Genomic DNA, 21,951 nt, shown 5'->3' with positions numbered 1-21,951 from the left:
CCAAACGCCCCATTGTCCGACACACAAGCGGAGCGCATGCCTCCGGGGATCGGCCGAGGGTCACATTGTCCGGACATTGCGACGAATCCGCACGGCGGGAGCGGCCACCGGAAGCGCTGATCAGGACGGATCAGGACCGCACGAGCAGCTGGAACTCGAAGGAGTAGCGGGACGGCCGGTAGGTGTGGGTGCCGAACTCGACCGCGCGTCCCGTGTCGTCGAAGGTGGTGCGCTCCATCGTGAGCAGCGGTGCGCCCGGGTCCTCGCCGAGCCGCTCGGCCTCGCCGTCGGTGGCGGCGCGGGCGCCGATGGTCTGCCGGGCGCTGTGCAGGGTGATCCCGGCGGCGCGCATCAGGCGGTAGAGGCCGGTGGCCTCCAGCTGTCCGGTGTCCAGGTCGACGAGGCCGGGCGGCAGGTAGTTGCACAGGTACGCCATCGGCTCCCCGTGGGTCAGCCGCAGCCGCTCGATGCGGTGCACCTCGCTGTCCTCGGCCACGCCGAGCGCGGCGGCGATCTCTGCGGCGGCCGGTACGACGGTGTTGACCAGGACCTTCGTGGCCGGGCGCTGGCCGGCCGCCTCCAGGTCGTCGTAGAGGCTGCTGAGTTCCAGGGGGCGGCGGACCTTGCTGTGCACGACCTGGGTGCCGACGCCGCGGCGGCGCACCAGCAGGCCCTTGTCGACGAGCGACTGGATGGCCTGGCGGACGGTGGGCCGGGACAGACCGAGCCGCGCGGCCAGCTCGATCTCGTTGCCCAGCAGGCTGCCGGGGGTCAGCGCGCCGTGCTCGATCGCCGCTTCGAGCTGCTGCGACAGCTGGAAGTACAGCGGCACGGGGCTGCTGCGATCCACGCTGAGGTCCAGCGTCACGGTCGGGTCCACTTCTGGTTTCGGCACGGGCCGAGCGTAGCTCCGTGCGCAGATGACGGGAAGTTGTGTAGTTCGATTGTCCGGACATACGCATTGACAGGGAGCGGCTGTGAGCCCACTTTGATTCCATGCGCATCGGGGTCATCGGTACGGGCCGCATCGGCACCGTTCACGCCAACACGCTCAGCCGCCACCGCGACGTCGGGTCCCTGATCCTCACGGACGCCGACCTCGCGCGGGCCCAGGATCTCGCCCACCGGCTGGGCGAGACGGCGGCACCGGGAGTGGACGAGATCTTCCAGTGGGGCGTGGACGCGGTGGTGATCACCACGGCGACGCCGGCCCACGCGGAACTGATCGGCCGGGCGGCCCGCTCGGGGCTGCCGGTGTTCTGCGAGAAGCCCATCGCCCTCGACCTGCCCGGCACGTTACAGGCGATCGCCGAGGTGGAGGCCGCCGGGACGATCCTCCAGATGGGTTTCCAGCGCCGCTTCGACACCGGCTACACGGGGGCCCGGGAGGCGGTGCGGTCCGGACGCCTGGGCCGGCTGCACACGGTACGGGCGGTGACGAGCGACCAGGCGCCGCCGCCGGCCGAGTACCTGCCGCAGTCCGGCGGGCTCTACCGGGACACGCTCATCCACGACTTCGACGTGCTGCGCTGGGTGACCGGGCGGGAGGTCGTCGACGTGTACGCGGCCGGGTCCGACGCCGGTCCCCCGGTGTTCCGCGCGGCGGACGACGTGGACACGGGCGCGGCGCTGCTCACGCTGGACGACGGCACGCTGGCGACGGCGACGGCGACGCGGCTGAACGGGGCGGGGTACGACGTCCGCATGGAGCTGGCCGGGGAGCTGGACCAGATCGTGGTGGGCCTGGACGACCGTACGCCGATCGCGTCCACCGAGCCGACCGGGCCGCCGGCCGCGGACAAGCCCTGGACCGGCTTCGTGGAGCGCTTCGGGCCCGCCTACGAGGCCGAGCTGACCGCCTTCGTGCAGGTGGTGCGGGGCGAGCGGGCCAACCCCTGCGACGGGCGCGAGGCGCTGCAGGCCCTGCGGATCGCGGAGGCCTGCGACATCTCCCGCCGCGAGCGCAGACCCGTACGGCTGGCGGAGGTGCCCGAGGCGCCCGCCCCCTAGCGGGCGTCGCCCCTCGGAGGACATCGTTCCGCAGAGGGTGTCGTTCTCAGAAGGCGTCGCGCCTCAGAGGCTGTCGTCCTGGTACTCGTCCAGGAGGCCCGCGTCGTACGTCAACAGGGCGATCTGGACCCGGTTGTCGAGGTCGAGCTTGGCCAGGATGCGGGAGACGTGGGCCTTGACCGTGGCGACGCTCATGAAGAGGTGGGTCGCGACGTCGGCGTTGGCCATGCCCCGGCCGACCGCGACGGCGACCTCGCGCTCGCGGTCGTTGAGCGTGTCCACGCGGGCACGCGCGCGCGTGCGCCGCGCGTCGGGGGCGGTGCCGGCCGCCTGCTCCATCAGCCGCCGGGTGACGGCGGGCGACAGGACGGGGTCACCGGCCGCGACCCTGCGCACCGCGTCGAGGATCTCGGCGGGCGGGGTGTCCTTGAGGACGAACCCGGCGGCACCGGCCCGCAGGGCGCGCAGCACCTGTTCGTCGGCGTGGAAGGTGGTGAGCACGACGACCTGGGGCGCGTCCGCCCGGCCCCGCAGCCGCTCGGTCGCCGTCAGACCGTCCACCAGCGGCATCCGGATGTCCATGAGGACGACGTCCGGGCGGGTGCGGTCGACGAGCGCCCCGACCTCGTCGCCGTCCGCGGCCTCCCCGACGATCTCCACGTCGTCGGCACCGCCCAGCATGAGGGACAGCCCGGCCCGCACCAGCGGGTCGTCGTCGACGAGGAGCAGTCTGATCGCTGTCATGGGTCATAGGTAATCACGGTCGCCGGCGGCCGACTTCGCCCCCGCGGTGACGGCCCCGGCCGCCCCGGGGCACCCGTTGGCCGGTTCACCCCCACGGCAGCCTGGCCCGCACTTCGAAGCCGCCGCCGGGGGTCGGGCCGTGCTCCAGGGTGCCGCCCGCCAGCGTGGCCCGCTCGGTGAGTCCGATCAGGCCCTGGCCGGAACCGGGTACGCGGGGCACCTCGCCCCGGGGCGGGGCGTTGCGCACCGACAGCGCGAGTCCGGCGCCCGGCGCTCCGGTGACCGAGACGGTCACCTCGGTGCCGGGGGCGTGCTTGCGGGCGTTGGTCAGCGCCTCCTGGGCGATGCGGTACGCGGTGCGGCCGACGGCGGCGGGGACCGCGCCGGGGTCGGGCACCCGGTCCGTCAGGGTGACCTTCATGCCGGCCTCCCGGGACTCGGCGACCAGCGCGTCGAGTGCCGCGAGCGTCGGCTGCGGGCGGCCCGCCTCCTCGGAGTCCCCCGCCCGCAGGACGCCGATGATCTGCCGCAGGTCCTGGAGCGCCTCGTGGGCGCTCTCCCGGATGACACCGGCCGCCCGCGCGACCTCCTCGCGGGGCGCGTCGGGCCGGAACTCCAGGGCGCCCGCGTGCACGCTGAGCAGCGTCAGCCGGTGGGCGAGGACGTCGTGCATCTCGCGGGCGATGGCCTCCCGGGCCAGCCGCTGCGCCTGCTCGGCCCGCAGCCGTGCCTCGGCCTCGGCGTGCCGGGCGCGGTCGCGCAGGCTGAGCAGCAGCTGGCGCTTGGAGCGGACGAGCAGGCCCCAGCCGAGCACCGTGACCGCGAGCAGGAAGCCGATGGCGAGTGACGCGAGGAACGGCAGCCCGGGCTCGGGGCGCATCCAGTAGTACAGGGGCGTCACGGCGATGCTCGCGCCACCGATCCAGGCCACGTACCGGAAGGGCCGGTGCACGGCGAGCGTGAACAGGGAGGCGAGGACGGCGCCGCCCGCGGTGGCCGAGACCAGGGAGACGGGCACCATGACCACGGCCAGCCCGACCGGCCACCGCCGCCGGAGCCAGACGGCCGCACAGGCCAGTGCGCCGATCAGCTGGTCCGCGACGGCCATGCCCGGTGAGAGACCCGGCTCCTGGTCCAGCACGTCGGCGGCCATCAGGCCGATGACGACGGCGAGCAGGAAGCAGGTGAAGTCGACGCCCCAGTCGCGTGCGGTGCGCCGGGGCCGGCCGCCGGGCCGCCGGGCCTCCGGGTACAGGTCCTCGACCAGCGCCGCCGGCAGTACCCAGCGCCGTTTCGCGAAGGCCGGGGGCGCGGTGGCCTGCTCGTCACTGTTCACAGTCGACAAATCTACGCAGGTGTGGCAGCCGGAGCGGCCGGTCGGGAGCGGCCGTCGACCAAAGTCGCACGACCGGCGACTTTCGGCGCGCCGGGGACCGCGGGCCGGCGCCTTCCGTCGGGCGGGACTCGCCCCGCGGCCGATGCGTGTGGGGGTACCGCGGGGCGAGAGTCGGGATCATGAAGGAATTGCTGGAGTTCCTGGGCGTGCTCGCCGTCGTCCAGGGCGTGATGGGCCTGGTGCACGAGTTCACCGACTGGCACCTGGGGCTGGTGCAGCGGATCGGTTTCCTGGACGGCTACGAGGTCTACGGGAGCGTCGCGCTGCTCGCTCTCGGCGGCGCACTGTTCGCCGCCGCCGAGAGCCGCAAGAGCAGGTGAGTCCGGAGTCCGGACCCGGCGGGCCGGGCTGGCCTCAGCAGCCGTAGTCGACGAGGTCGAACGAGGCGTAGTGGTCGGCCGTGTAGTAGTCCTCCTGGTACTCCTCACCGGTGACGATCCGGCGGGCGCCGCGCGTGTCGGAGCCCGGCGTGATCACCGTGTACTCGTGGTAGTACCCGGAGGACTGGCTGGGCAGGATGCCCTCCCGGTTCTGGAAGACGGTCCCGTCCTGCTCGAACGGGTAGGGACCGCCCTGCTCGATCAGGTCGAGCGTGTCGTGCGCCTGGGAGGGCAGGTCGCTGTAGCAGATGTCGCCGACCGCCGCGGGGGCGGCGCCGGCCGTGGTCGCGGAGACGGTGCCGCCCACGAGGAGGGCGGACAGGACTGCGGCTGCTGCGCCGAGCCGAGCGGCGCGTGGGGGGAATCGCATGCGCTCATGATGACGCGCGTAGACAGTGGCATGTCAATGACAAGGCGGTGGAGTTTCCCGGGACGTCATATGTGTTTTCCGCGTGTTCACACCACCGTCGGTGCGGCCGGCCCGCCGCAAAGGTCGACGTCCGTTCGCCGCCAGCGCGGGCGCGGCGGTCCGGCTGGGATGGAGCCATGAACACGAACACGCACACCAAGCCGCTCTCCCCCGCCTCCGCCGCGCTGACCGGCCGCACCGCGCTGGTGACCGGGGGCAGCCGGGGCATCGGCGCGGCGACCGTCCTGCGGCTGGCACGCGAGGGCGCGGACGTGGCCCTCACCTACGTGAACGGCAAGGAGGCGGCCGAGGACGTCGTAGCGGCCGTAGCGGCGCTGGGGCGCCGGGCGGTGGCACTGCGGGCCGACTCCGCCGACGCCCACGAGGCGGCGGGGGCGGTCGAGCGGGCCGCCACCGCGCTCGGCGGCGGCCTCGACGTGCTGGTCAACAACGCGGGCCTCGGTCTGCTCGGCCCGCTGGAGAGCCTCACCCTCGCCGACGTCGACCGGCTGCTGGCGGTGAACGTCCGCGGGGTCTTCCTGGCCTCGCAGGCGGCCGCGGCCCGTATGACCGCGGGCGGGCGGATCATCACCGTCGGCAGCTGCATGACCCAGCGGGTGCCGGGGCCCGGCGGGACCCTCTACGCGACGAGCAAGTCGGCGCTGATCGGGCTGACCAAGGCGCTGGCGAGGGAGCTGGGCCCGCGCGGGATCACGGCGAACATCGTGCACCCGGGGCCGATCGACACCGACATGAACCCGGCCGACGGCCCCTACGCGGACGGGCAGGCGGCCATGACGGCGCTGGGCCGGTTCGGGACGGCGGACGAGGTGGCGTCGACCGTGGCGTACCTGGCGACCGCCACCTACGTCACCGGCGCGGAGTTCGCGGTGGACGGCGGCCACGCGGCGTAGCCCGCTCCCGGGACGCGCACGAGGCGCCCCGGGGCATGCGCGCGGGGCGCACCGGTGCTGTCCGGCCGGTGCGCCCCGCGGGTCTTGGACGGGCGGCGGGTCAGCCGCCCAGTTCCTGGTGGCGGGCGGCGAGGTGGGCGGCGCCGTCCTCGGTCAGGGAGCCGTACAGGCGCAGCCGGGAGATGCCGCCGTCGGGGAAGATGTCCACGCGCGCGTGGGTGCCGACGGCCGCCTCCGGGAGCACGAAGCGGTGGTTGGTGTCGGGCTGCATCCGGGTGCGCGGGAGCACCTCGCGCCACTCGCCGTCCTCGCCGTCCTTCACCGACACCGACGCCCAGCCGGCGCTGTTGCCCTTGAGGTACGCCGTGTCGATCTCGATCGCGCGGATCTGCGAGCGGTCCACCAGGCGGTACTGGATCCAGTCGTTGCCCCGGTCGCGGCGGCGCCGGGTCTCCCAGCCGTCGTCCATCTTGCGGGAGCGGCCCGGCTGGATGGTGTTGGTGGCCGGGGAGTAGAAGAGGTTGGAGGCGTCCTCCACCTGACCGCCGTTCTCCAGCGCGACCACGTCGAAGGTGCCGAGGGCGGTGAGCCAGGCGGGGTCGGGGACGACCTCGCCGTACACGCGCAGGCGGGCGATGCCGCCGTCGGGGTGCTGCTTGAGGCGCAGGTGGGTGAAGCGCTGCTCGGCCGAGACGGCGAAGCCGTTGGCCGCGTGGCCGCCGACCGGCGTGCGCGGGACGAGGGTCGTCCACTTCACGTCGTCCGCGAGCAGTTCCTCCGGGGACGGGGAGCCCGCGACCGAGGCGCCCTCGACGGAGACGGCCTGCGGGTAGTTGCCGCGGAAGTGGGCGGTGTCGACGACGATGCCGCGGATCACGCCGGGGGCGCCGAGCCGGATCAGCGCCCAGTCGTGGTCCTCCTCGGTGGGCCAGGGGTGCTCGGCCGAGGCGCCGCGGCGCCGGCGGGTCTCCCAGCCGTCCATGACCTTGCCCTTGTGCCCGAAGTGCTCGGGGTCGAACTCGGCCGGCTCCGGCACCAGCAGGTTCTCGCGCTGGGCGAAGAACTCGTCGTTGGCGGCGACGACACCCGCGCCGAGCTGCCGGTCGGCAAGGTTGGCGTACTGGGTGAAGGGGAGGTCGGCGGTGCGGTAGTCCGCGTACGGGTCGCCGCCTCCGTAGGGGTTCGCGTCTCCGGTGAAGCTGGCCAACGAGGTGTGCTGCTGGGCCGTCACGGTGATCAGGTGTTCCTTTCGGGGCCGTTCGGGAGGGACTGGGTTCAGGGGATGGCCGGGCGTGCGTGTCAGGCCCGGGCGAGGAGCTGTCCCTTCGGGTCGGTGAACGCGCCGTCCGCCACGATGCGCTCGCCGCGCAGCCAGGTGGACTTCACGACGCCGTACAGGGTCTTGCCCGCGTAGGCGGTGACGCGGTTGCGGTGCTGGAGGGCGGCCGGGTCGACGGTGAAGGTCTCGTCGGGGGCGAGGACGGCGAAGTCGGCGTCGTGGCCGGCCGCGATGGCGCCCTTGCGCCCGTCGAGGCCGACCTGGCGCGCCGTGTTCACGGACATCCAGCGCACGATGTCCTCCAGTCCGAGGCCGCGCTCGCGGGCCTTGGTCCACATCGCCGGCAGGCTGAGCTGGAGACCGGCGATGCCGCCCCAGGCGGTGGCGAAGTCGTCGGTCTTGAGGTCGGCGGTGGACGGGGAGTGGTCGGTGACGACGCAGTCGATGGTGCCGTCCGCCAGGGCCTGCCAGAGCAGGTCCTGGTTGGCGGCCTCGCGGATCGGCGGGCAGCACTTGAACTCGCTGGCGCCGTCCGGTACTTCCTCGGCGGTGAGGGTGAGGTAGTGCGGGCAGGTCTCGACCGTCACCTGGACGCCGTCGGCGCGGGCCTCGGCGATCAGCGGCAGGGCGTCGCTGGAGGACAGGTGCAGCACGTGCACGCGGGCGTTGAACCGCTTGGCCTGCGCGAGCAGGGTCGCGATCGCGGTGTCCTCGGCGTCGCGCGGGCGGCTGGCGAGGAAGTGCGCGTACTTGGGACCGCCCTGCTGCGGGGCGGCGGCCAGGTGGTGCGGGTCCTCGGCGTGCACGATCAGCAGGCCGTCGAAGGCGGCGATCTCCGCCAGCGACCGGGCGAGCTGCTCCTGGTCGAGGTGCGGGAACTCGTCCACGCCCGACGGGGACAGGAACGCCTTGAAGCCGAAGACCCCGGCCTCGTGCAGCGGACGCAGGTCCTTGACGTTGTCCGGCAGGGCTCCGCCCCAGAAGCCGACGTCGATGTGCGCCTTGTCGGCGGCGACCTCGCGCTTGGTGCGCAGGTTGTCGACGGTGGTGGTGGGCGGTATCGAGTTCAGCGGCATGTCGATCAGGGTGGTGATGCCGCCGGCGGCCGCGGCGCGGGTGGCGGTCCAGAAGCCCTCCCACTCGGTGCGGCCGGGGTCGTTCACGTGCACGTGGGTGTCGACCAGGCCGGGCAGCACGACGTGGTCGCCGACGTCCTCCAGCCGGGCGCCGTCCGGGACCGGGGCCTCGTACGGCAGGACCGCCGTGATCTTCCCTCCGGTCACCGCGATCGACGCGGCGCGTGTCCCCTCGGGGGTGATGACGCGCGTCGAGCGCAGCACCAGTTCAGCTCCGGACACCGGAAACCCCTCTTTCTGCCGCCGAGTTTTTCAACGTTCTGTTGAAGTCTCCTGTCGAAGGAGTCTTCATTCCCGCCTCCGTGCCGTCAAGAGGCACCCTTTGTGCGGGCATGCCCACGGCTCAGCCCTGGACGTTTCCACAAAGCGGAATTAGAATTCCAGCAAGCAGAACGTAGCTACGTACAAGCCGGTAGTCAACCGGCCGCCGGGTACGCTTCTTTCCTCCCGCCAGCCCCGAAAGGAACGTGCCGTGCCGACGTCCAGCGCCAGCACCACCGACTCCGCCAGGTCCGCCACCGGCGGCGTCCAGTCCCTGGAGCGCGCCTTCGACCTGCTCGAACGGATGGCGGACGCGGGGGGCGAGGTCGGCCTGAGCGAGCTCTCGGCGAGCAGCGGGCTGCCGCTGCCGACCATCCACCGCCTGATGCGCACGCTGGTGGCCTGCGGCTACGTACGCCAGCAGCCCAACCGCCGGTACGCGCTCGGCCCGCGCCTGATCCGCCTCGGCGAGTCCGCCTCCCGGCTGCTGGGCACCTGGGCGCGCCCGCACCTGGCCCGCCTGGTCGAGGAGACCGGCGAGACGGCGAACATGGCCCTGCTGGACGGGGACGAGATCGTGTACGTCGCCCAGGTGCCGTCCAAGCACTCGATGCGCATGTTCACCGAGGTCGGCCGGCGCGTCCTGCCGCACTCCACGGGCGTCGGCAAGGCGCTGCTCGCGGACTTCCCGGCGGACGAGGTGCGGGCCCTGCTGAGCCGCACCGGCATGCCGGCCGCGACCGACAAGACGATCACCACGCCGGACGGCTTCATCGCGGCGCTGGAGGACGTGCGGCGCCAGGGCTACGCGATCGACGACAACGAGCAGGAGATCGGGGTGCGCTGCCTGGCCGTCTCGGTGCCGGACTCCCCCACCGCCGCGGCCATCTCCATCTCCGGTCCCGCGGGCCGGGTCACCGAGGCCGCGACCGACCGGATCGTGCCCCTGCTCCAGCAGGTGGCGGCGGAGCTGTCCCAGGCCCTGCTGACCTCGAACGGAGCCAACGGCTCCAACGGCAACCCGGCCGCCTGAGGCGGCGCCCGGCCCGCGCCGGACTCAGCGGCGCGGCGGGTCCCCGAAGAGTTCCACGGCGTGCCGGACCTCCGTCAGCCCCGGCTTCAGGGCGCTGACGGAGCCGATCGCACCGGCGATCAGGAGCAGGGAGCGGCGCAGCCGCGGCACCTCGGGAACGCCGTGCCCCGTCATCGCGGCGAGGTCGGCCAGCTCGTCCTCGGCGATCTGGCGGTCCGGGAAATCGGCGGGCAGCAGGGCGAGCTGGCGGCGCAACCGGAACACCGCGGTGCGCAGCGCCACCACCCTCACATCCTCGTCGCCGACGGTCACGTGCCTCTGCCCCACGCTCCGCAACACAGCCCTCCCCGCCCTCCCCCTGGCGCCCCGTTCCGGCACCCCGTTGTGCGCGGGCCAGTAAACGCCACCCCGCACCGGACGCGCCAGCGCGCGGACCGAAATTCAGCCTCCGGAACACCTCCGTGCACCCCGCGCACGCCGGGGCGTTTGGCGCGCCGTCAGGTATGCAGGACGCATGACCGACAACGAGGCCCTGACAGAAGACCAGGTGGGCGGCCGGACGGGCGACCGGGTGGCGGGACTGCTGCTGGCCGCCGGGGGCGGCCGACGGCTCGGCGGCCGCCCCAAGGCGCTCCTCGAACATCGTGGACACCCACTCGTCGAACACGCGGTCGGCGTACTGCGCGCGGCCGGCTGCGCGCGCGTGCACGTCGTCCTGGGGGCGCGCGCCGAGGATGTACGCGCGCGGGCGGCGCTCGACGGCTGCGTCCTCGTGGACAACCCCGACTGGGAAGCGGGCATGGGCTCGTCCCTGCGGGCCGGGCTCGCCTCACTGGCGGGGACCGGCGCCCGGGCCGCGCTGGTCTGCCTGGTGGACCAGCCCGGCATCGGCGCGCAGGCGACGTCCCGGGTGCGCGCCGGATACCGGGACGAGACCTCGCTGGTCTCGGCGGCGTACGCGGGCGTGCGCGGGCATCCCGTGCTGCTCGGCGCCGCGCACTGGGCGGGGATCGCGGCGACCGCCACCGGCGACCGGGGTGCCCGCGCCTACTTGAGGGAACACGAGGCGGAGATCGCGCTCGTCGAGTGCGGGGACGTGGCGCGGCCGTACGACATCGACACCGAGGCGGACCTGGTCCACCTTGAGTGAGGGAGGTGGCACCCAGCGCCACCTTCCCTCGACCCGGAGAATCTCGACATCAACAAACCATTGAAGTTCCACGATGAGGAAACTACTATCCACTGACCAGAAGCACTCCGCTGCACGGCGAGTGCGTAATGCCCCATACGCACCCTCTGGCACCCGGTGCCACCGCTGAAGGAAGTGACAGCTCATGTCCGCACCAGCGCCGTCCACGCTGGCCATCGTCGACGCCGAGCCCCTGCCCCGGCAGGAGGAGGTCCTCACCGATGCGGCGCTCGCCTTCGTGGCCGAGCTGCACCGGCGGTTCACGCCCCGGCGTGACGAGCTCCTCGCCCGCCGAGCGGAGCGCCGCGCCGAGATCGCCCGCACCTCCACGCTCGACTTCCTCCCCGAGACCGCCGCGATCCGCGCGGACGACTCCTGGAAGGTGGCCCCCGCCCCGGCCGCGCTGCAGGACCGCCGGGTCGAGATCACCGGTCCCACCGACCGCAAGATGACCATCAACGCCCTCAACTCGGGCGCGAAGGTCTGGCTCGCCGACTTCGAGGACGCCTCCGCGCCGACCTGGGAGAACGTGGTCCTCGGCCAGCTCAACCTGACCTCGGCCTACACCCGCACCATCGACTTCACCGACGAGCGCACCGGCAAGTCCTACGCCCTGCGCCCGAACGAGGAACTGGCGACGGTCGTCATGCGCCCGCGCGGCTGGCACCTCGACGAGCGCCACCTCCAGGTCGACGGCCGCCCGGTCCCCGGCGCCCTGGTCGACTTCGGCCTGTACTTCTTCCACAACGCGCAGCGTCTGCTGGACCTCGGCAAGGGCCCGTACTTCTACCTGCCGAAGACGGAGTCCCACCTGGAGGCCCGCCTCTGGAACGAGGTGTTCGTCTTCGCCCAGGACTACGTCGGCATCCCGCAGGGCACGGTCCGCGCCACCGTCCTGATCGAGACGATCACGGCCGCGTACGAGATGGAGGAGATCCTCTACGAACTGCGCGACCACGCCTCCGGGCTGAACGCGGGACGCTGGGACTACCTGTTCTCCATCGTCAAGAACTTCCGCGACGGCGGCGCCAAGTTCGTGCTGCCGGACCGCAACGCGGTGACGATGACCGCCCCGTTCATGCGGGCGTACACCGAACTCCTCGTCCGCACCTGCCACAAGCGGGGCGCGCACGCGATCGGCGGCATGGCGGCGTTCATCCCGTCCCGCCGGGACGCCGAGGTCAACAAGGTGGCCTTCGAGAAGGTCCGCGCCGACAAGGACCGCGAGGCCGGCGACGGTTTCGACGGCTCCTGGGTCGCCCACCCCGACCTGGTCCCGATCGCCATGGAGTCCTTCGACAAGGTCCTCGGCGACAAGCCCAACCAGAAGGACCGGCTGCGCGAGGACGTCGACGTCAAGGCCGCCGACCTGATCGCGATCGACTCCCTGGACGCCAAGCCGACGTACGCCGGTCTGGTCAACGCCGTCCAGGTCGGCATCCGCTACATCGAGGCGTGGCTGCGGGGCCTGGGCGCCGTGGCCATCTTCAACCTGATGGAGGACGCGGCCACCGCCGAGATCTCCCGCTCGCAGATCTGGCAGTGGATCAACGCGGAGGTCGTCCTGGACAACGGCGAGCAGGTCACCGCCGACCTGGCCCGCAAGGTCGCCGCCGAGGAACTGGCGAACATCCGCGCCGAGATCGGCGACGAGGCCTTCGCGGCCGGCAACTGGCAGCAGGCCCACGACCTGCTGCTCACGGTGTCGCTCGACGAGGACTACGCCGACTTCCTGACGCTGCCCGCCTACGAGCAGCTGAAGGGCTGACGCGCCCCGCGCTCCCGACGCCCCGCGCCCCCGGTACCGGCACCCGGCACCGGGGGCGCCGGCACGTGTGCGGCTCTTGACCCTCACGCGGCGTCAGGCGGCATAGTCCGTGCCGTGGAGGATCACTGGACCGTGGGACGCGTGGCCGAACTGGCCGGCATCAGCGTCCGCACGCTGCATCACTACGACGAGATCGGGCTCGTCCGGCCCTCGGCGCGGACCGCGGCCGGGTACCGGGCCTATTCCGCGCACGACGTGGAGCGGCTGCGGGAGGTACTGGCCTACCGACGGCTGGGCTTCGGGCTGCGGGAGGTCGCGGAACTCGTCGACGACCCGTCCACCGACGCGGTCGCGCACCTGCGCCGGCTGCGCGGCCTGCTCCTGGAGCGGCGCGACCGCGCCGACGCCATGGTGGCGGCCATCGACCGGGAACTCGACGTGCGGGCGAAGGGACTGAAGGTGACCCCGGAGGAACAACTGGAGCTGCTGGGCGCACGCCTGTACGACGCGATCGGCGGCGCCTACACCGCGACCCGGCGTACCGAGCCGCGGATCGCCGCGCAGATCTGGGACGCGCTCGGCGACGCGCGCACGGTCCTGAACGTCGGGGCCGGCACCGGCTCCTACGAGCCCGCCGACCGCGAGGTGACCGCGGTGGAGCCGTCCGCGGTGATGCGGGGGCAGCGGCCGGCCGGCTCGGCGCCGTGCGTGGCCGCCGCCGCGGAGAGCCTGCCGTTCGAGGACGGCGCCTTCGACGTGGCGATGGCCGTCTCCACCGTGCACCACTGGGCAGACCCGTTGGCGGGGCTGCGCGAGATGCGGCGCGTGGCCCGCCGCGTGGTGGTGCTCACCTTCGACACCGACGAACCCGGCTGGCCGGACCGGTTCTGGCTCACCCGCGACTACCTGCCGGAGTTCACGACCGTCCTCGCGGGGTTCCCCTCACTGGCCGGGATGGCCGACGCGATCGGCGCCCGCGCCGAGCCGGTGCCCGTCCCGTGGGACTGCGCCGACGGCCTGTTCGAGGCGTACTGGCGCCGGCCGGAGGCCTATCTGGAGGAACCCGTGCGCCGGGCGTCGTCGGTGTGGACGCGGGTCGGTCCCGAGGCGGAGCAGCGGGCGGTGCGCGGCCTCGGCGACGACCTCGCGTCCGGCCGGTGGGCCGAGCGCAACGGCGACCTCGCCGGCCTCGACGCGGTGGATCTCGGCCTCCGCCTGCTCACGGCCTGACCGCATCGCCGGGTGCCGGCTCCCGCGCTCGCGTGCGCGCGTGCGCGCGTGCGCGCAGATCAGCCCAGGTGCACGGACCAGTCCTGCTCGGCGGGCGGCTTGCCGTGCAGGTCGGGGACGCGCTTGAGCCAGTCCGGCCGGCCCCGCTGCGTGCGCGCCGCGCGGGCGGCGTTCTCGGCGGCGAGTTCCTCGCGGCTCGGGAAGCCGGTGGGCAGCCACTGGTCGGAGGCCCGTACGCGCGCGTGCAGGTAGTCCACGTAGGCGGCGCGCACCTTCTCCGGCGTGTCGAGGTCGCCCTCGCAGGTCAGCCACGCCTCGGGCACCCGGCCCACCACCTCGCGCAGCAGCTCCCGCGTCACCTTCGGCGCCAGCTCGGCGTCGGCGGCCGGGAGGTCGGGCGCGTAGTGGCCGAGGGCGTGGTGCCGGAAGTCGTACGCCTTCTCGGGCGGGGAGGCGCCCCAGCGGTGGTGGAAGACCAGGGCCGCGCCGTGGTCGATCAGCCACAGGCGCGGGGGTGCGGTGCCGAGGGTGGGCCAGACCATGAGGTTGGAGCTGTGCACCGTCCGGTCGACGTTCACGGTGAGGGCGTCCAGCCAGACCACCCGCCCGGCCTCCCGCGCGTCCACCGGGAACACCTCGGCCAGCTCCGGCGTGAAGTCGGCGCCGCCCGAGAGGTAGTCCATGCCGAGGTTGAGCCCCGCGCTGGCGTGCAGCAGGTCCCGCACCTCCTGGTGCGGTTCGGCCTCCGCGATCGCCGGGTCGAAGTGCGCGAGCACCAGCTCCGGCACCCGCAGCCCCAGCTCCCGGGCCAGCTCCCCGACGACCACCTCGGCGACCAGCGCCTTGCGGCCCTGCGCGGAGCCGGTGAACTTCAGGACGTAGGTGCCGAGGTCGTCGGCCTCGACGACGGCGGGCACGGAGCCGCCGGAGTGCAGGGGCTCGACGTAGCGGGTGGCGGTGACCTCTCTCAGCATTTCCGAAGCCGACCTGTCATCTTGAGCCCACCTTCCACGGCCGCGCCCTTTTTCGGCTTCCGGCATGAAGTGTGCATAGTAACCGGCGGCAGTTTCCTCAGGCCCGACACCGAGGAGGCCCCCCGTGCGCGCACGAACGCGCTCGGACCCGCGCGCGGCGCGGCGGTGAGCCCCCTCACCCGGACGGCGAAGGCCCTGTGGTGACCGCTGCACGACGACTGCCATGGTCGGAGCAGGCCGCGGCTTCCGGGCCGTCGGACCGAAGGGCAGGGGCAGGGCAGGGCTCGGACCGAAGGGCAGGGACAGGGCAGGGCCATGAGCGATCAACCGTCCACGGCACAGCGGCACGAGACATCCGCCGACCGGCCCCGCAACAGCGCCCGGGCCCGCGTCACGGGCATCGTCCTGACCGCGCCGGGCCTGGTGGCGCCGCCTTCGCCCCCTTCCCCCGCGGCCTGTTCACCGGTTCCGCGTCGCTGTCGCCCCGGCCGCCGTACTACGTCACCGACCGCACCGGGCGCACGACGATGGCACGCCTGACCGCCTACGCCACCGCTCCGGGGCCGGCCCGGCCGCCCGGCATCCTCACCTCGGCCCTGCGCGGCTGAGTGGAGCCCCCGGCCCCGTCCGGACCACGCCGGAGCACCCGCGGCCGGGCGGCGCTGTAATGCCCGAGTAACGGCCCGCGCCTAGCGTCCTGGCTCCCCCAACCGTTCCCGGAGGAGCACCCCCGATGCACCTGCCCCGACCGCCACGGCGCAGATCCGCCACCTGGGCCGCGGCCGCCTTCACCGCGACCGCTCTGCTGGCCGGCGTCATGCCGGCCGTCGCCGCCGACGCCCCGTCCGCAGCGGAGACCGCCAAGATCGACTCGGCTCTCCGCAGCGCCGTCGCCGACGGCGGCGACGCGACGTTCTTCGTCGTCCTCAAGGACCGGGCCGACCTCTCCGGCGCCCGCAGGTCGAAGTCCCACGCCCAGAAGGCCAAGGCCGCCTACCAGGAGCTGCGCGCCGAGGCCGAGGACTCCCAGTCCTCGCTCGTGTCGTTCCTGGACCGGAAGAAGGTCGGCCACCAGGACTACTGGATCGCCAACACGGTCCAGGTCACCGGCGACGAGGACCTGGTCCACGAGCTGGCCGAACGCCCCGACGTGGCGAGGATCGTCAAGGAGCGGCACTACCGGCTCGACGACGTCGAGAAGGCCGACGGTGCCGAGGCCACCCGCACCCGCACCAACTCCGCCGCCTCGGGCGACGACGCCCCCGAGTGGGGTGTCAGTGACATCAAGGCCGACCAGGTGTGGAAGGACTACGACACGCGCGGCGAGGGCGTCGTCATCGCGAACGTCGACTCGGGTGTGCAGTACGACCACCCGGACCTGGTGCGGCAGTACCGCGGCAACAACGCCGACGGCACCTTCACGCACGACTACAACTTCTACGACGTCACCGGGACCTGCCCCTCCGACGGCACCCCGTGCGACAACAACGGCCACGGCACCCACACCATGGGCACGATGGTCGGCGACCACGGCATCGGCGTCGCACCGAACGCCACCTGGATCGCCGTCAAGGGCTGCGAGTCCTCGCTGTGTTCGAACGAGTACCTGCTCAAGGCCGGCCAGTGGATCCTCGCGCCGACCGACCACAACGGGCTCAACCCGCGCCCGGAGCTGGCCCCGAACATCGTCAACAACTCCTGGGGCGGCGACAACTCGACGTTCTACCAGGACATCCTCGAAGCCTGGAACTCCGCGGGCATCTTCGAGGCGTTCGCGGCCGGCAACGACGGTGACGGCCGCACCTGTTCCACCGCGCACGCCCCCGGTGCGCAGGCAGCCTCCTACGGCGTGGGCGCCTACGACGTGAACGGCGCGATCGCCGACTTCTCCGGCTTCGGCCCCTCGCCCGTCGACGGCTCGGCGAAGCCCGACATCTCGGCGCCGGGTGTCGACGTCGAGTCGACGTGGCCGGGTTCGTCGTACCTGACCGAGTCCGGTACCTCGATGGCGACGCCGCACGTCGCCGGCGCGGTGGCCCTGCTGTGGTCGGCGGCCCCCTCGCTCATCGGCGACATCGAGGGCACGCGCAAGCTCCTCGGCGAAGGCGCCCGTGACGTCGACGACACGCACTGCGGCGGCACCGCCGGCATGAACAACGTCTGGGGCGAGGGCAAGCTCGACATCCGCGCCTCCGTCGACAAGGCTCCGCACACCGCGGCGACCGTCACCGGCAAGATCACCGACGAGGAGACCGGCGCCGCCCTCCCGGGCATCGAGGTCACCGTCTCCAACGGCACCGTCGGCGCCCGCACGGTCTCCACCGGCTCGGACGGCACGTACCGCATCGCGCTCGCCCCGGGCACCTACACCTTCGACGTCAGCGGCTACGGCTACCGGGACCGGACGCTCACCGGCGTCGAGCTGTCCGGCGGGCAGGCGCTGACGCGGGACGCCGCGCTCACCCCGGTCGCCGCCCACCCGGTCACCGGCACCGTCCTCGACGTCACCGGCGAGCCGCTCGCCGGGGCCACCGTCGAGGTCACCGGCACCCCCGTCGACTCCGTCACCTCGGGCGCCGACGGCACGTTCACGCTGCCGTCCGTCGCCGAGGGCACGTACACGCTGACCGTGAAGCCGGCCGCGCCGGTGCTGTGCGACGGCGTCTCCACCACGAGCCTGGCGGTGGACGGCGTCGAGACCCGCACGATCCGGCTTCCGGCCCGCTCCGACGCCCACGGCAACAGCTGTGCTCCGGCCGACTACACGTGGATCAAGGGCACCGAATCCGTCTCCCTGAGCGGTGACGAGGACGCCAGGACGATCTCGCTGCCCTTCTGGGTGAGCCTGTACGGCGTCGACTACTCCAGCGCCTCCGTCACCACCAACGGCCTGATCAACTTCCTCGCACCGCGCCTGGGTGACTACGCCAACACCGCGCTGCCCTCGAAGGCCGAGCCGAACGGCGTCGTCGCCCCCTTCTGGGACGACCTGGCCCTGGACGGGAAGTCACGCGTGCAGACCGCCACGACCGGCAAGTCCGGCCACCGCAAGTTCGCGATCGTCTGGAACAAGGCCGTACTGCTGTCCGACCACAGCCGGGTCACCTTCGAGGCCGTCTTCGACGAAGCCACCGGTGACATCACCTTCCAGTACCAGTCCGTCGGCGACGGTGCCGGTGCCACCGTCGGCATCGAGAGCCAGGCCGGCGACGACGCCCTCCAGTACTCCTACGACCAGGCCGTCCTGAGGGACGGTTCGGCGATCCGCATCGCGCAGGGAGCCAAGTGATGAGAACCCACACCTCGAAGCGGGCCGTACGGCTCGCGTCCGCGCTGGTCGCCGCGGGCCTCACGCTGACCGCGGCCCCGCACGCGCTGGCCGCCGACACGTCGACGGACGCCATGAGGCTCACCGGCAAGCAGGCCGACGCCCTCGCCGAGCGGATGCGCGTCGACGTGTACGGGGACGACGTGCCCACCGAGGGGGCCGACGCCACCGACCGGTCCGTCGACGGGGCGGGCACGGCCGGCCCCTCCCGTTCCTCCGGCAGCACCGCCTCGTCCGACGAGGACGCCCCGGTCATCACCCGGACGTCGGACCTGGAGGGCGTCCGCGGCGTCGGTGCCACCGTGCCCGCCGCCGACGGCGGGTACTTCACGGTCCACAGCCTCGGCAACGTCCAGCTCCACAGGGCCGACGGCACCACCGTCTGGGCCCGCACCAACACCTCGTACTACGAGGACTGGCAGGTCGAGCCCGTCCGGCCGTGGCAGTCCGAGCCCTACCCGGCGCACATCCTGACGGGCTACAACGCGGTGAGCCCGCTGTCGCCGTACTCCGACCAGGGATACGACACCAGCGACCTGACCGGGGACGGCACCCCCGACTTCGTCTTCTCCGCATCGGTCGGCGACTACCCCTACCGGCCGTTCACCTCCCCCGGCTCCTCGCTGCCCACCGGCACGTTCGTGACGGTCCTCGACGGCAGGACCGGTGAGACTGCGTGGTCGAAGCTGTACTCGTACGCCGCCCTGGTGAAGGTCGTGGACGGTACGCTGCTCGTCGCCGACTCGCCACGGCTCAACCAGAACTCGGCGGCGACCGAGACGCTCACCCTCACCGGCATCCGCTTCGCCGCGGACCGGGACGGGAAGCTGACTCCGTCCTCGACGTGGACGTACGACACCGAGGAGACCGTGTCGGCCGGCTGGGGCGCGCTGGAGGACCTCGGAAACGGCAGGGTCGCCGCGTCCTGGAACCGTTTCAAGTCCTCCGATGCCGCGGCACACGGCCACACCCTCGTCCTCGACACCACCGACGGCTCGCTGGTGTGGCAGGCGGACAACGCGCTGTACAGCCGCCAGTTGCACCTGGACGCCTCCCGCGACCGGCTCATCGCTCTGGAGCAGGCGGACGTCACGGACGCGGTGCGGTACGACATCGCCTCCTACGACCTCTCCACCGGCGAGCGCACCACTCTGGACAGCCGGACCAACGCGGTGCCCACCGCCATGACGGTCGGTGACGCGGCCCGCGGCGGCGGCGACGAGTACGTCGTCGCCGAGTCGACGCTCGACTCCAGCCAGTTCGTCAACGCCGCCACGATCCGCGTCCTGGACGGCGCGGACGGCTCCACCGCCAAGTGGACCCACACGACCAAGCGGAGCGCCGGCAACACCCGCGACGGCGCGAACGTCTGGCGCCTGGACGTGGCCGACGGCTCGCTGGTCGCCTCCTCCCAGGACGACCGGGACCTGGATGCGGCGGAGAACCCCGGGTACACGCGGTACGGCGCGCTGACCGTGTTCAACGCCAAGGGTGCGGTCAAGTGGGAGGAGAAGGGCGTCTCCGCGTCGCCGATGGTCCACCAGGTCTACCGCGCCGGCGGCGGCGACTTCGTCCGCGTCATCGACCTGAGCCAGAACATCCGCACCTTCAAGCTCGGCACCGGGAAGGCCAAGAATCTCACGCCGCTGCAGGGGGACCTGAACTACGGGCAGGCCGTCGACCTGAACGGCGACCGGAAGAAGGACGTCGTCGCGGGCGGCACCTCGCACGGCGTGTGGGCCTGGTCGGGTCCGTCGCTGGTCAAGGGCGGCGAGCCGAAGAAGCTGTGGGAGACGTCCGTCGCCGGTGAGGTGCACGACGTGCAGACCGGTGACGTCAACGGTGACGGCAGGCCGGAGATCGTCGTGGCGGCCGACACCGCGACCGCGGTGCTCGACGGGGCGACGGGCCACGTGCTGACCACGATCGAGGCGGGCGGCGGCGAGTTCGTCCGCTCGGTCACCGTCGCCGACGTGAACGGCGACGGCAAGGACGAGATCCTCGTGCCGACCGACGCCCTGCGCGTCTACGACGCCCGCGGCAGGGAACTCTGGACGTACTCCGCGCCCGAGAGCGCGGGCGACGTGGTCTTCTCGGACACGGCCGTCGGTGACGGCCAGGTGTACACCCAGTACGCCGGCCTCGGCGCGTTCCAGCTGTCCGAGGCCGCCGTGAACGGCGTCGCCCTCGACGGCCGGACGGGCGCCGTGAAGTGGACCGCCGACCCCCAGGCCCCCGACGCCGCGGCCGACGGCCGGCTGCGCGGCGCGGTGCTGCGCAAGGGCGTCTTCGCCTCGCCGAAGATCCCGTTCGCGGACGGGCACGCGGTCGTCAACACCTGGATCGCGTGGGCCGACCCGACCACGGAAGCCAGCACCGACGCCGCCACTCCCCACGTCGTCGTCGAGATCCGTGACGGGCGCGACGGCAAGGTGCTGCACCGGACCCTCGGCGGCAGTCCCTGGTCGTACGACAACTTCCTCATCGACGGCCAGGACGACCCGCTGTACCTGCTCAGCTTCGGCACCTTCACGGGCATCAGCGCCGACGGCAGCGAAACGTTCACCACGCTGACCGGCCCGCTGCGGGGTGCGGAGTTCATCACCGGGCCCGGTGGCCGAAAGCTCGTGGCGGGCGGCATGGACGGCGGCATCGGCGTGTGGGCCACGAAGGTGCTGACCTCCCCGGAGCCCTTCCAGGCCGCACTGAGCAGCGTCGGCATCGGGGGCGGCCGCAACTACATCGCGGCCGACCTCGACGGCAACGGCGTCGACGACCTGGTCTCGCTCAACTTCGACAAGAGCGGCTACGACCGGATGGCCCAGCAGTTGGGCTCCCGGGTCTTCTCGCCGGACAACGCCATCCACCGGATGGCCACGTTCACGCTGTCCTGAGCGTCGTCCGACCACGGCCGGAACAGGCCCCCCGGCGTCGCGCCGGGGGGCCTCGGCGTGCTCGGTTACCCTGTCGCAGTCATGAACACGCGACAGGCACACGGCACGCAGGGTGCCGCTCCGCTGTTGCGGCTGCACCTTTTCGGCGGGTTCAGCATGGACCGGGACGGTGGTCAGCCACTCGCCGAGCGCTGGCCCCGCCCCGGCGCCCGTACCCTCGTGAAGTTGCTCGCCGTCGTCCCCGGCCACCGCCTCCACCGCGAGCAGGCCATGGACGTCTGCTGGCCCGACGCCGGGCACCGGGCCGCGACCGGCAGTCTGCGCGTCGCCCTGCACGCCGCCCGCCGCGCCCTGGAGCCCGAACTCGCGCCGCGCGCGTCCTCCTCGTATCTGAAGTCCGACGGGGAGATGCTTCTCCTCGACCCCGCCACCGTGTGGATCGACGCCGATCACGCCGAGTCCACGGCCCGGGCCGCCGTCGCCGACGGCTCGGTGGACGAACTCGCCCGTGCCCTGGCCCGCTTCACCGGCGAGATCCTGCCCGAGGACCGGTACGCGCCCTGGACGGCGGCGCGCCGCGAGGGCCTCGCCCTGCTCAAGGAGCAGGTGCTGCTGCGCCTCGCCGGCGCCCACTTGGACGGCGGTGCCTTCGCCGAGGCCGCGGCCGCCGCCGAGCAGGTCCTCGCCTCCAGCCCCGCCGAGGAGCTGGCGCACCGCGTCCTCATCGACGCCTGTCTGCGGCAGGGCCTGCGCCGCCGTGCCGTACGCCAGTACCACGCGTGCCGCGAGGCCCTCGACGCCGAGCTGGGAGTACGCCCCGGTCCGGAGACGGAGCGGCTGCACCGGGCCGCGCTCGCCGACACCCACGTACGCGCACCCGTGCTCGCCACACCGCCGACGCTGCTGCCGCTGCGGGTGGCCCGCGACGCCCCGCCCCTGCGAGGCCGCGACCAGACCCTCCGCAGGCTGCTCACCGCGACGGACGGCCCGCCGGTCACGTTCCTCA

General features: G+C 72.8%; 18 protein-coding genes. 10 read left to right on the top strand and 8 right to left on the bottom strand.

Translation table 11 applies throughout. From position 1 onward, the window contains the following. Window positions 1-130: 130 nt before the first annotated feature. Window positions 131-868, bottom strand: coding sequence for a myo-inositol degradation transcriptional regulator (locus K7854_RS33480; protein WP_226030325.1), 738 nt, complete (start codon window positions 866-868; stop codon window positions 131-133). A 128-nt stretch (window positions 869-996) separates the two neighbouring features. Between K7854_RS33480 and K7854_RS33475 the strand changes: the two genes are divergently transcribed. Then, complete coding sequence (locus K7854_RS33475; RefSeq protein WP_226030317.1) at window positions 997-2,010, top strand: Gfo/Idh/MocA family protein; 1,014 nt, start codon at window positions 997-999, stop codon at window positions 2,008-2,010. A 63-nt stretch (window positions 2,011-2,073) separates the two neighbouring features. On the opposite strand, the gene K7854_RS33470 is transcribed toward K7854_RS33475, so the two are convergent. Continuing rightward, complete coding sequence (locus K7854_RS33470; RefSeq protein WP_226030316.1) at window positions 2,074-2,754, bottom strand: response regulator transcription factor; 681 nt, start codon at window positions 2,752-2,754, stop codon at window positions 2,074-2,076. Window positions 2,755-2,839: 85 nt separating this feature from the next. Next, window positions 2,840-4,099 carry a sensor histidine kinase gene (locus K7854_RS33465; RefSeq protein ID WP_226030315.1) on the bottom strand — a complete coding sequence of 420 codons (1,260 nt, stop codon included), beginning with the start codon at window positions 4,097-4,099 and terminating at the stop codon, window positions 2,840-2,842. A 170-nt stretch (window positions 4,100-4,269) separates the two neighbouring features. Between K7854_RS33465 and K7854_RS33460 the strand changes: the two genes are divergently transcribed. Beyond that, window positions 4,270-4,470 carry a hypothetical protein gene (locus tag K7854_RS33460; protein WP_226030314.1) on the top strand — a complete coding sequence of 67 codons (201 nt, stop codon included), beginning with the start codon at window positions 4,270-4,272 and terminating at the stop codon, window positions 4,468-4,470. 34 nt (window positions 4,471-4,504) lie between these two features. Here the strand turns inward: K7854_RS33460 and K7854_RS33455 are convergent, their stop codons facing one another. Next, window positions 4,505-4,900 carry a guanyl-specific ribonuclease gene (locus K7854_RS33455; protein WP_226030313.1) on the bottom strand — a complete coding sequence of 132 codons (396 nt, stop codon included), beginning with the start codon at window positions 4,898-4,900 and terminating at the stop codon, window positions 4,505-4,507. A gap of 176 nt (window positions 4,901-5,076) precedes the next feature. On the opposite strand from K7854_RS33455, the gene K7854_RS33450 reads away from it, so the two are divergent. Continuing rightward, window positions 5,077-5,853 carry an SDR family oxidoreductase gene (locus tag K7854_RS33450; protein WP_226030312.1) on the top strand — a complete coding sequence of 259 codons (777 nt, stop codon included), beginning with the start codon at window positions 5,077-5,079 and terminating at the stop codon, window positions 5,851-5,853. Between the two features lie 100 nt (window positions 5,854-5,953). On the opposite strand, the gene alc is transcribed toward K7854_RS33450, so the two are convergent. After that, the gene (gene alc, locus K7854_RS33445; protein ID WP_226030311.1) at window positions 5,954-7,084 is read right to left on the bottom strand and encodes an allantoicase; all 1,131 of its coding nucleotides are present in this window, start codon (window positions 7,082-7,084) and stop codon (window positions 5,954-5,956) included. A gap of 68 nt (window positions 7,085-7,152) precedes the next feature. Further along, window positions 7,153-8,490, bottom strand: coding sequence for an allantoinase AllB (allB, locus tag K7854_RS33440; RefSeq protein ID WP_226030310.1), 1,338 nt, complete (start codon window positions 8,488-8,490; stop codon window positions 7,153-7,155). A 250-nt stretch (window positions 8,491-8,740) separates the two neighbouring features. Between allB and allR the strand changes: the two genes are divergently transcribed. Further along, complete coding sequence (gene allR / locus K7854_RS33435) at window positions 8,741-9,562, top strand: allantoin degradation transcriptional regulator AllR (RefSeq protein ID WP_226030309.1); 822 nt, start codon at window positions 8,741-8,743, stop codon at window positions 9,560-9,562. A 24-nt stretch (window positions 9,563-9,586) separates the two neighbouring features. Here the strand turns inward: allR and K7854_RS33430 are convergent, their stop codons facing one another. Next, a complete protein-coding gene (locus K7854_RS33430; protein WP_226030308.1) occupies window positions 9,587-9,901 on the bottom strand; it encodes a DUF5955 family protein in 315 nt (104 codons plus the stop codon). 175 nt (window positions 9,902-10,076) lie between these two features. Between K7854_RS33430 and K7854_RS33425 the strand changes: the two genes are divergently transcribed. The 3 genes from K7854_RS33425 (at window position 10,077) to K7854_RS33415 (ending at window position 13,749) form a co-directional block, all read left to right on the top strand. Continuing rightward, window positions 10,077-10,712 carry a nucleotidyltransferase family protein gene (locus K7854_RS33425; protein ID WP_226030307.1) on the top strand — a complete coding sequence of 212 codons (636 nt, stop codon included), beginning with the start codon at window positions 10,077-10,079 and terminating at the stop codon, window positions 10,710-10,712. A gap of 184 nt (window positions 10,713-10,896) precedes the next feature. Continuing rightward, window positions 10,897-12,519 (top strand): malate synthase A, encoded by a 1,623-nt coding sequence (gene aceB, locus K7854_RS33420; RefSeq protein WP_226030306.1) that lies wholly within the window; start codon window positions 10,897-10,899, stop codon window positions 12,517-12,519. 132 nt (window positions 12,520-12,651) lie between these two features. After that, entirely contained in the window at window positions 12,652-13,749 is a 1,098-nt protein-coding gene (locus K7854_RS33415; protein WP_226030324.1) for a MerR family transcriptional regulator, read from the top strand. 59 nt (window positions 13,750-13,808) lie between these two features. Here K7854_RS33415 and K7854_RS33410 read toward each other — a convergent pair whose 3' ends face one another. Next, on the bottom strand, window positions 13,809-14,723 hold the full coding sequence (locus K7854_RS33410) for a HipA family kinase (protein WP_226030305.1): 915 nt from the start codon (window positions 14,721-14,723) through the stop codon (window positions 13,809-13,811). Window positions 14,724-15,456: 733 nt separating this feature from the next. Here K7854_RS33410 and K7854_RS33405 point away from each other — a divergent pair. The 3 genes from K7854_RS33405 to K7854_RS33395 all read left to right on the top strand — a co-directional run. Beyond that, the gene (locus K7854_RS33405; protein WP_226030304.1) at window positions 15,457-18,012 is read left to right on the top strand and encodes a S8 family serine peptidase; all 2,556 of its coding nucleotides are present in this window, start codon (window positions 15,457-15,459) and stop codon (window positions 18,010-18,012) included. Next, entirely contained in the window at window positions 18,012-20,945 is a 2,934-nt protein-coding gene (locus K7854_RS33400; RefSeq protein ID WP_226030303.1) for an FG-GAP repeat domain-containing protein, read from the top strand. Before K7854_RS33405 ends, K7854_RS33400 begins: the two co-directional genes overlap by 1 nt. 81 nt (window positions 20,946-21,026) lie before the next feature. Next, on the top strand, window positions 21,027-21,951 hold a 925-nt coding region (locus K7854_RS33395; RefSeq protein WP_308112595.1), incomplete at its 3' end, for an AfsR/SARP family transcriptional regulator.

The sequence above is a fragment of the Streptomyces hyderabadensis genome (assembly GCF_020404845.1).
Lineage (GTDB): Bacteria > Actinomycetota > Actinomycetes > Streptomycetales > Streptomycetaceae > Streptomyces > Streptomyces hyderabadensis.
The sequence above is the reverse complement of the archived record's forward strand: the minus strand, read 5'-3'. Positions and strand labels throughout refer to the sequence as shown.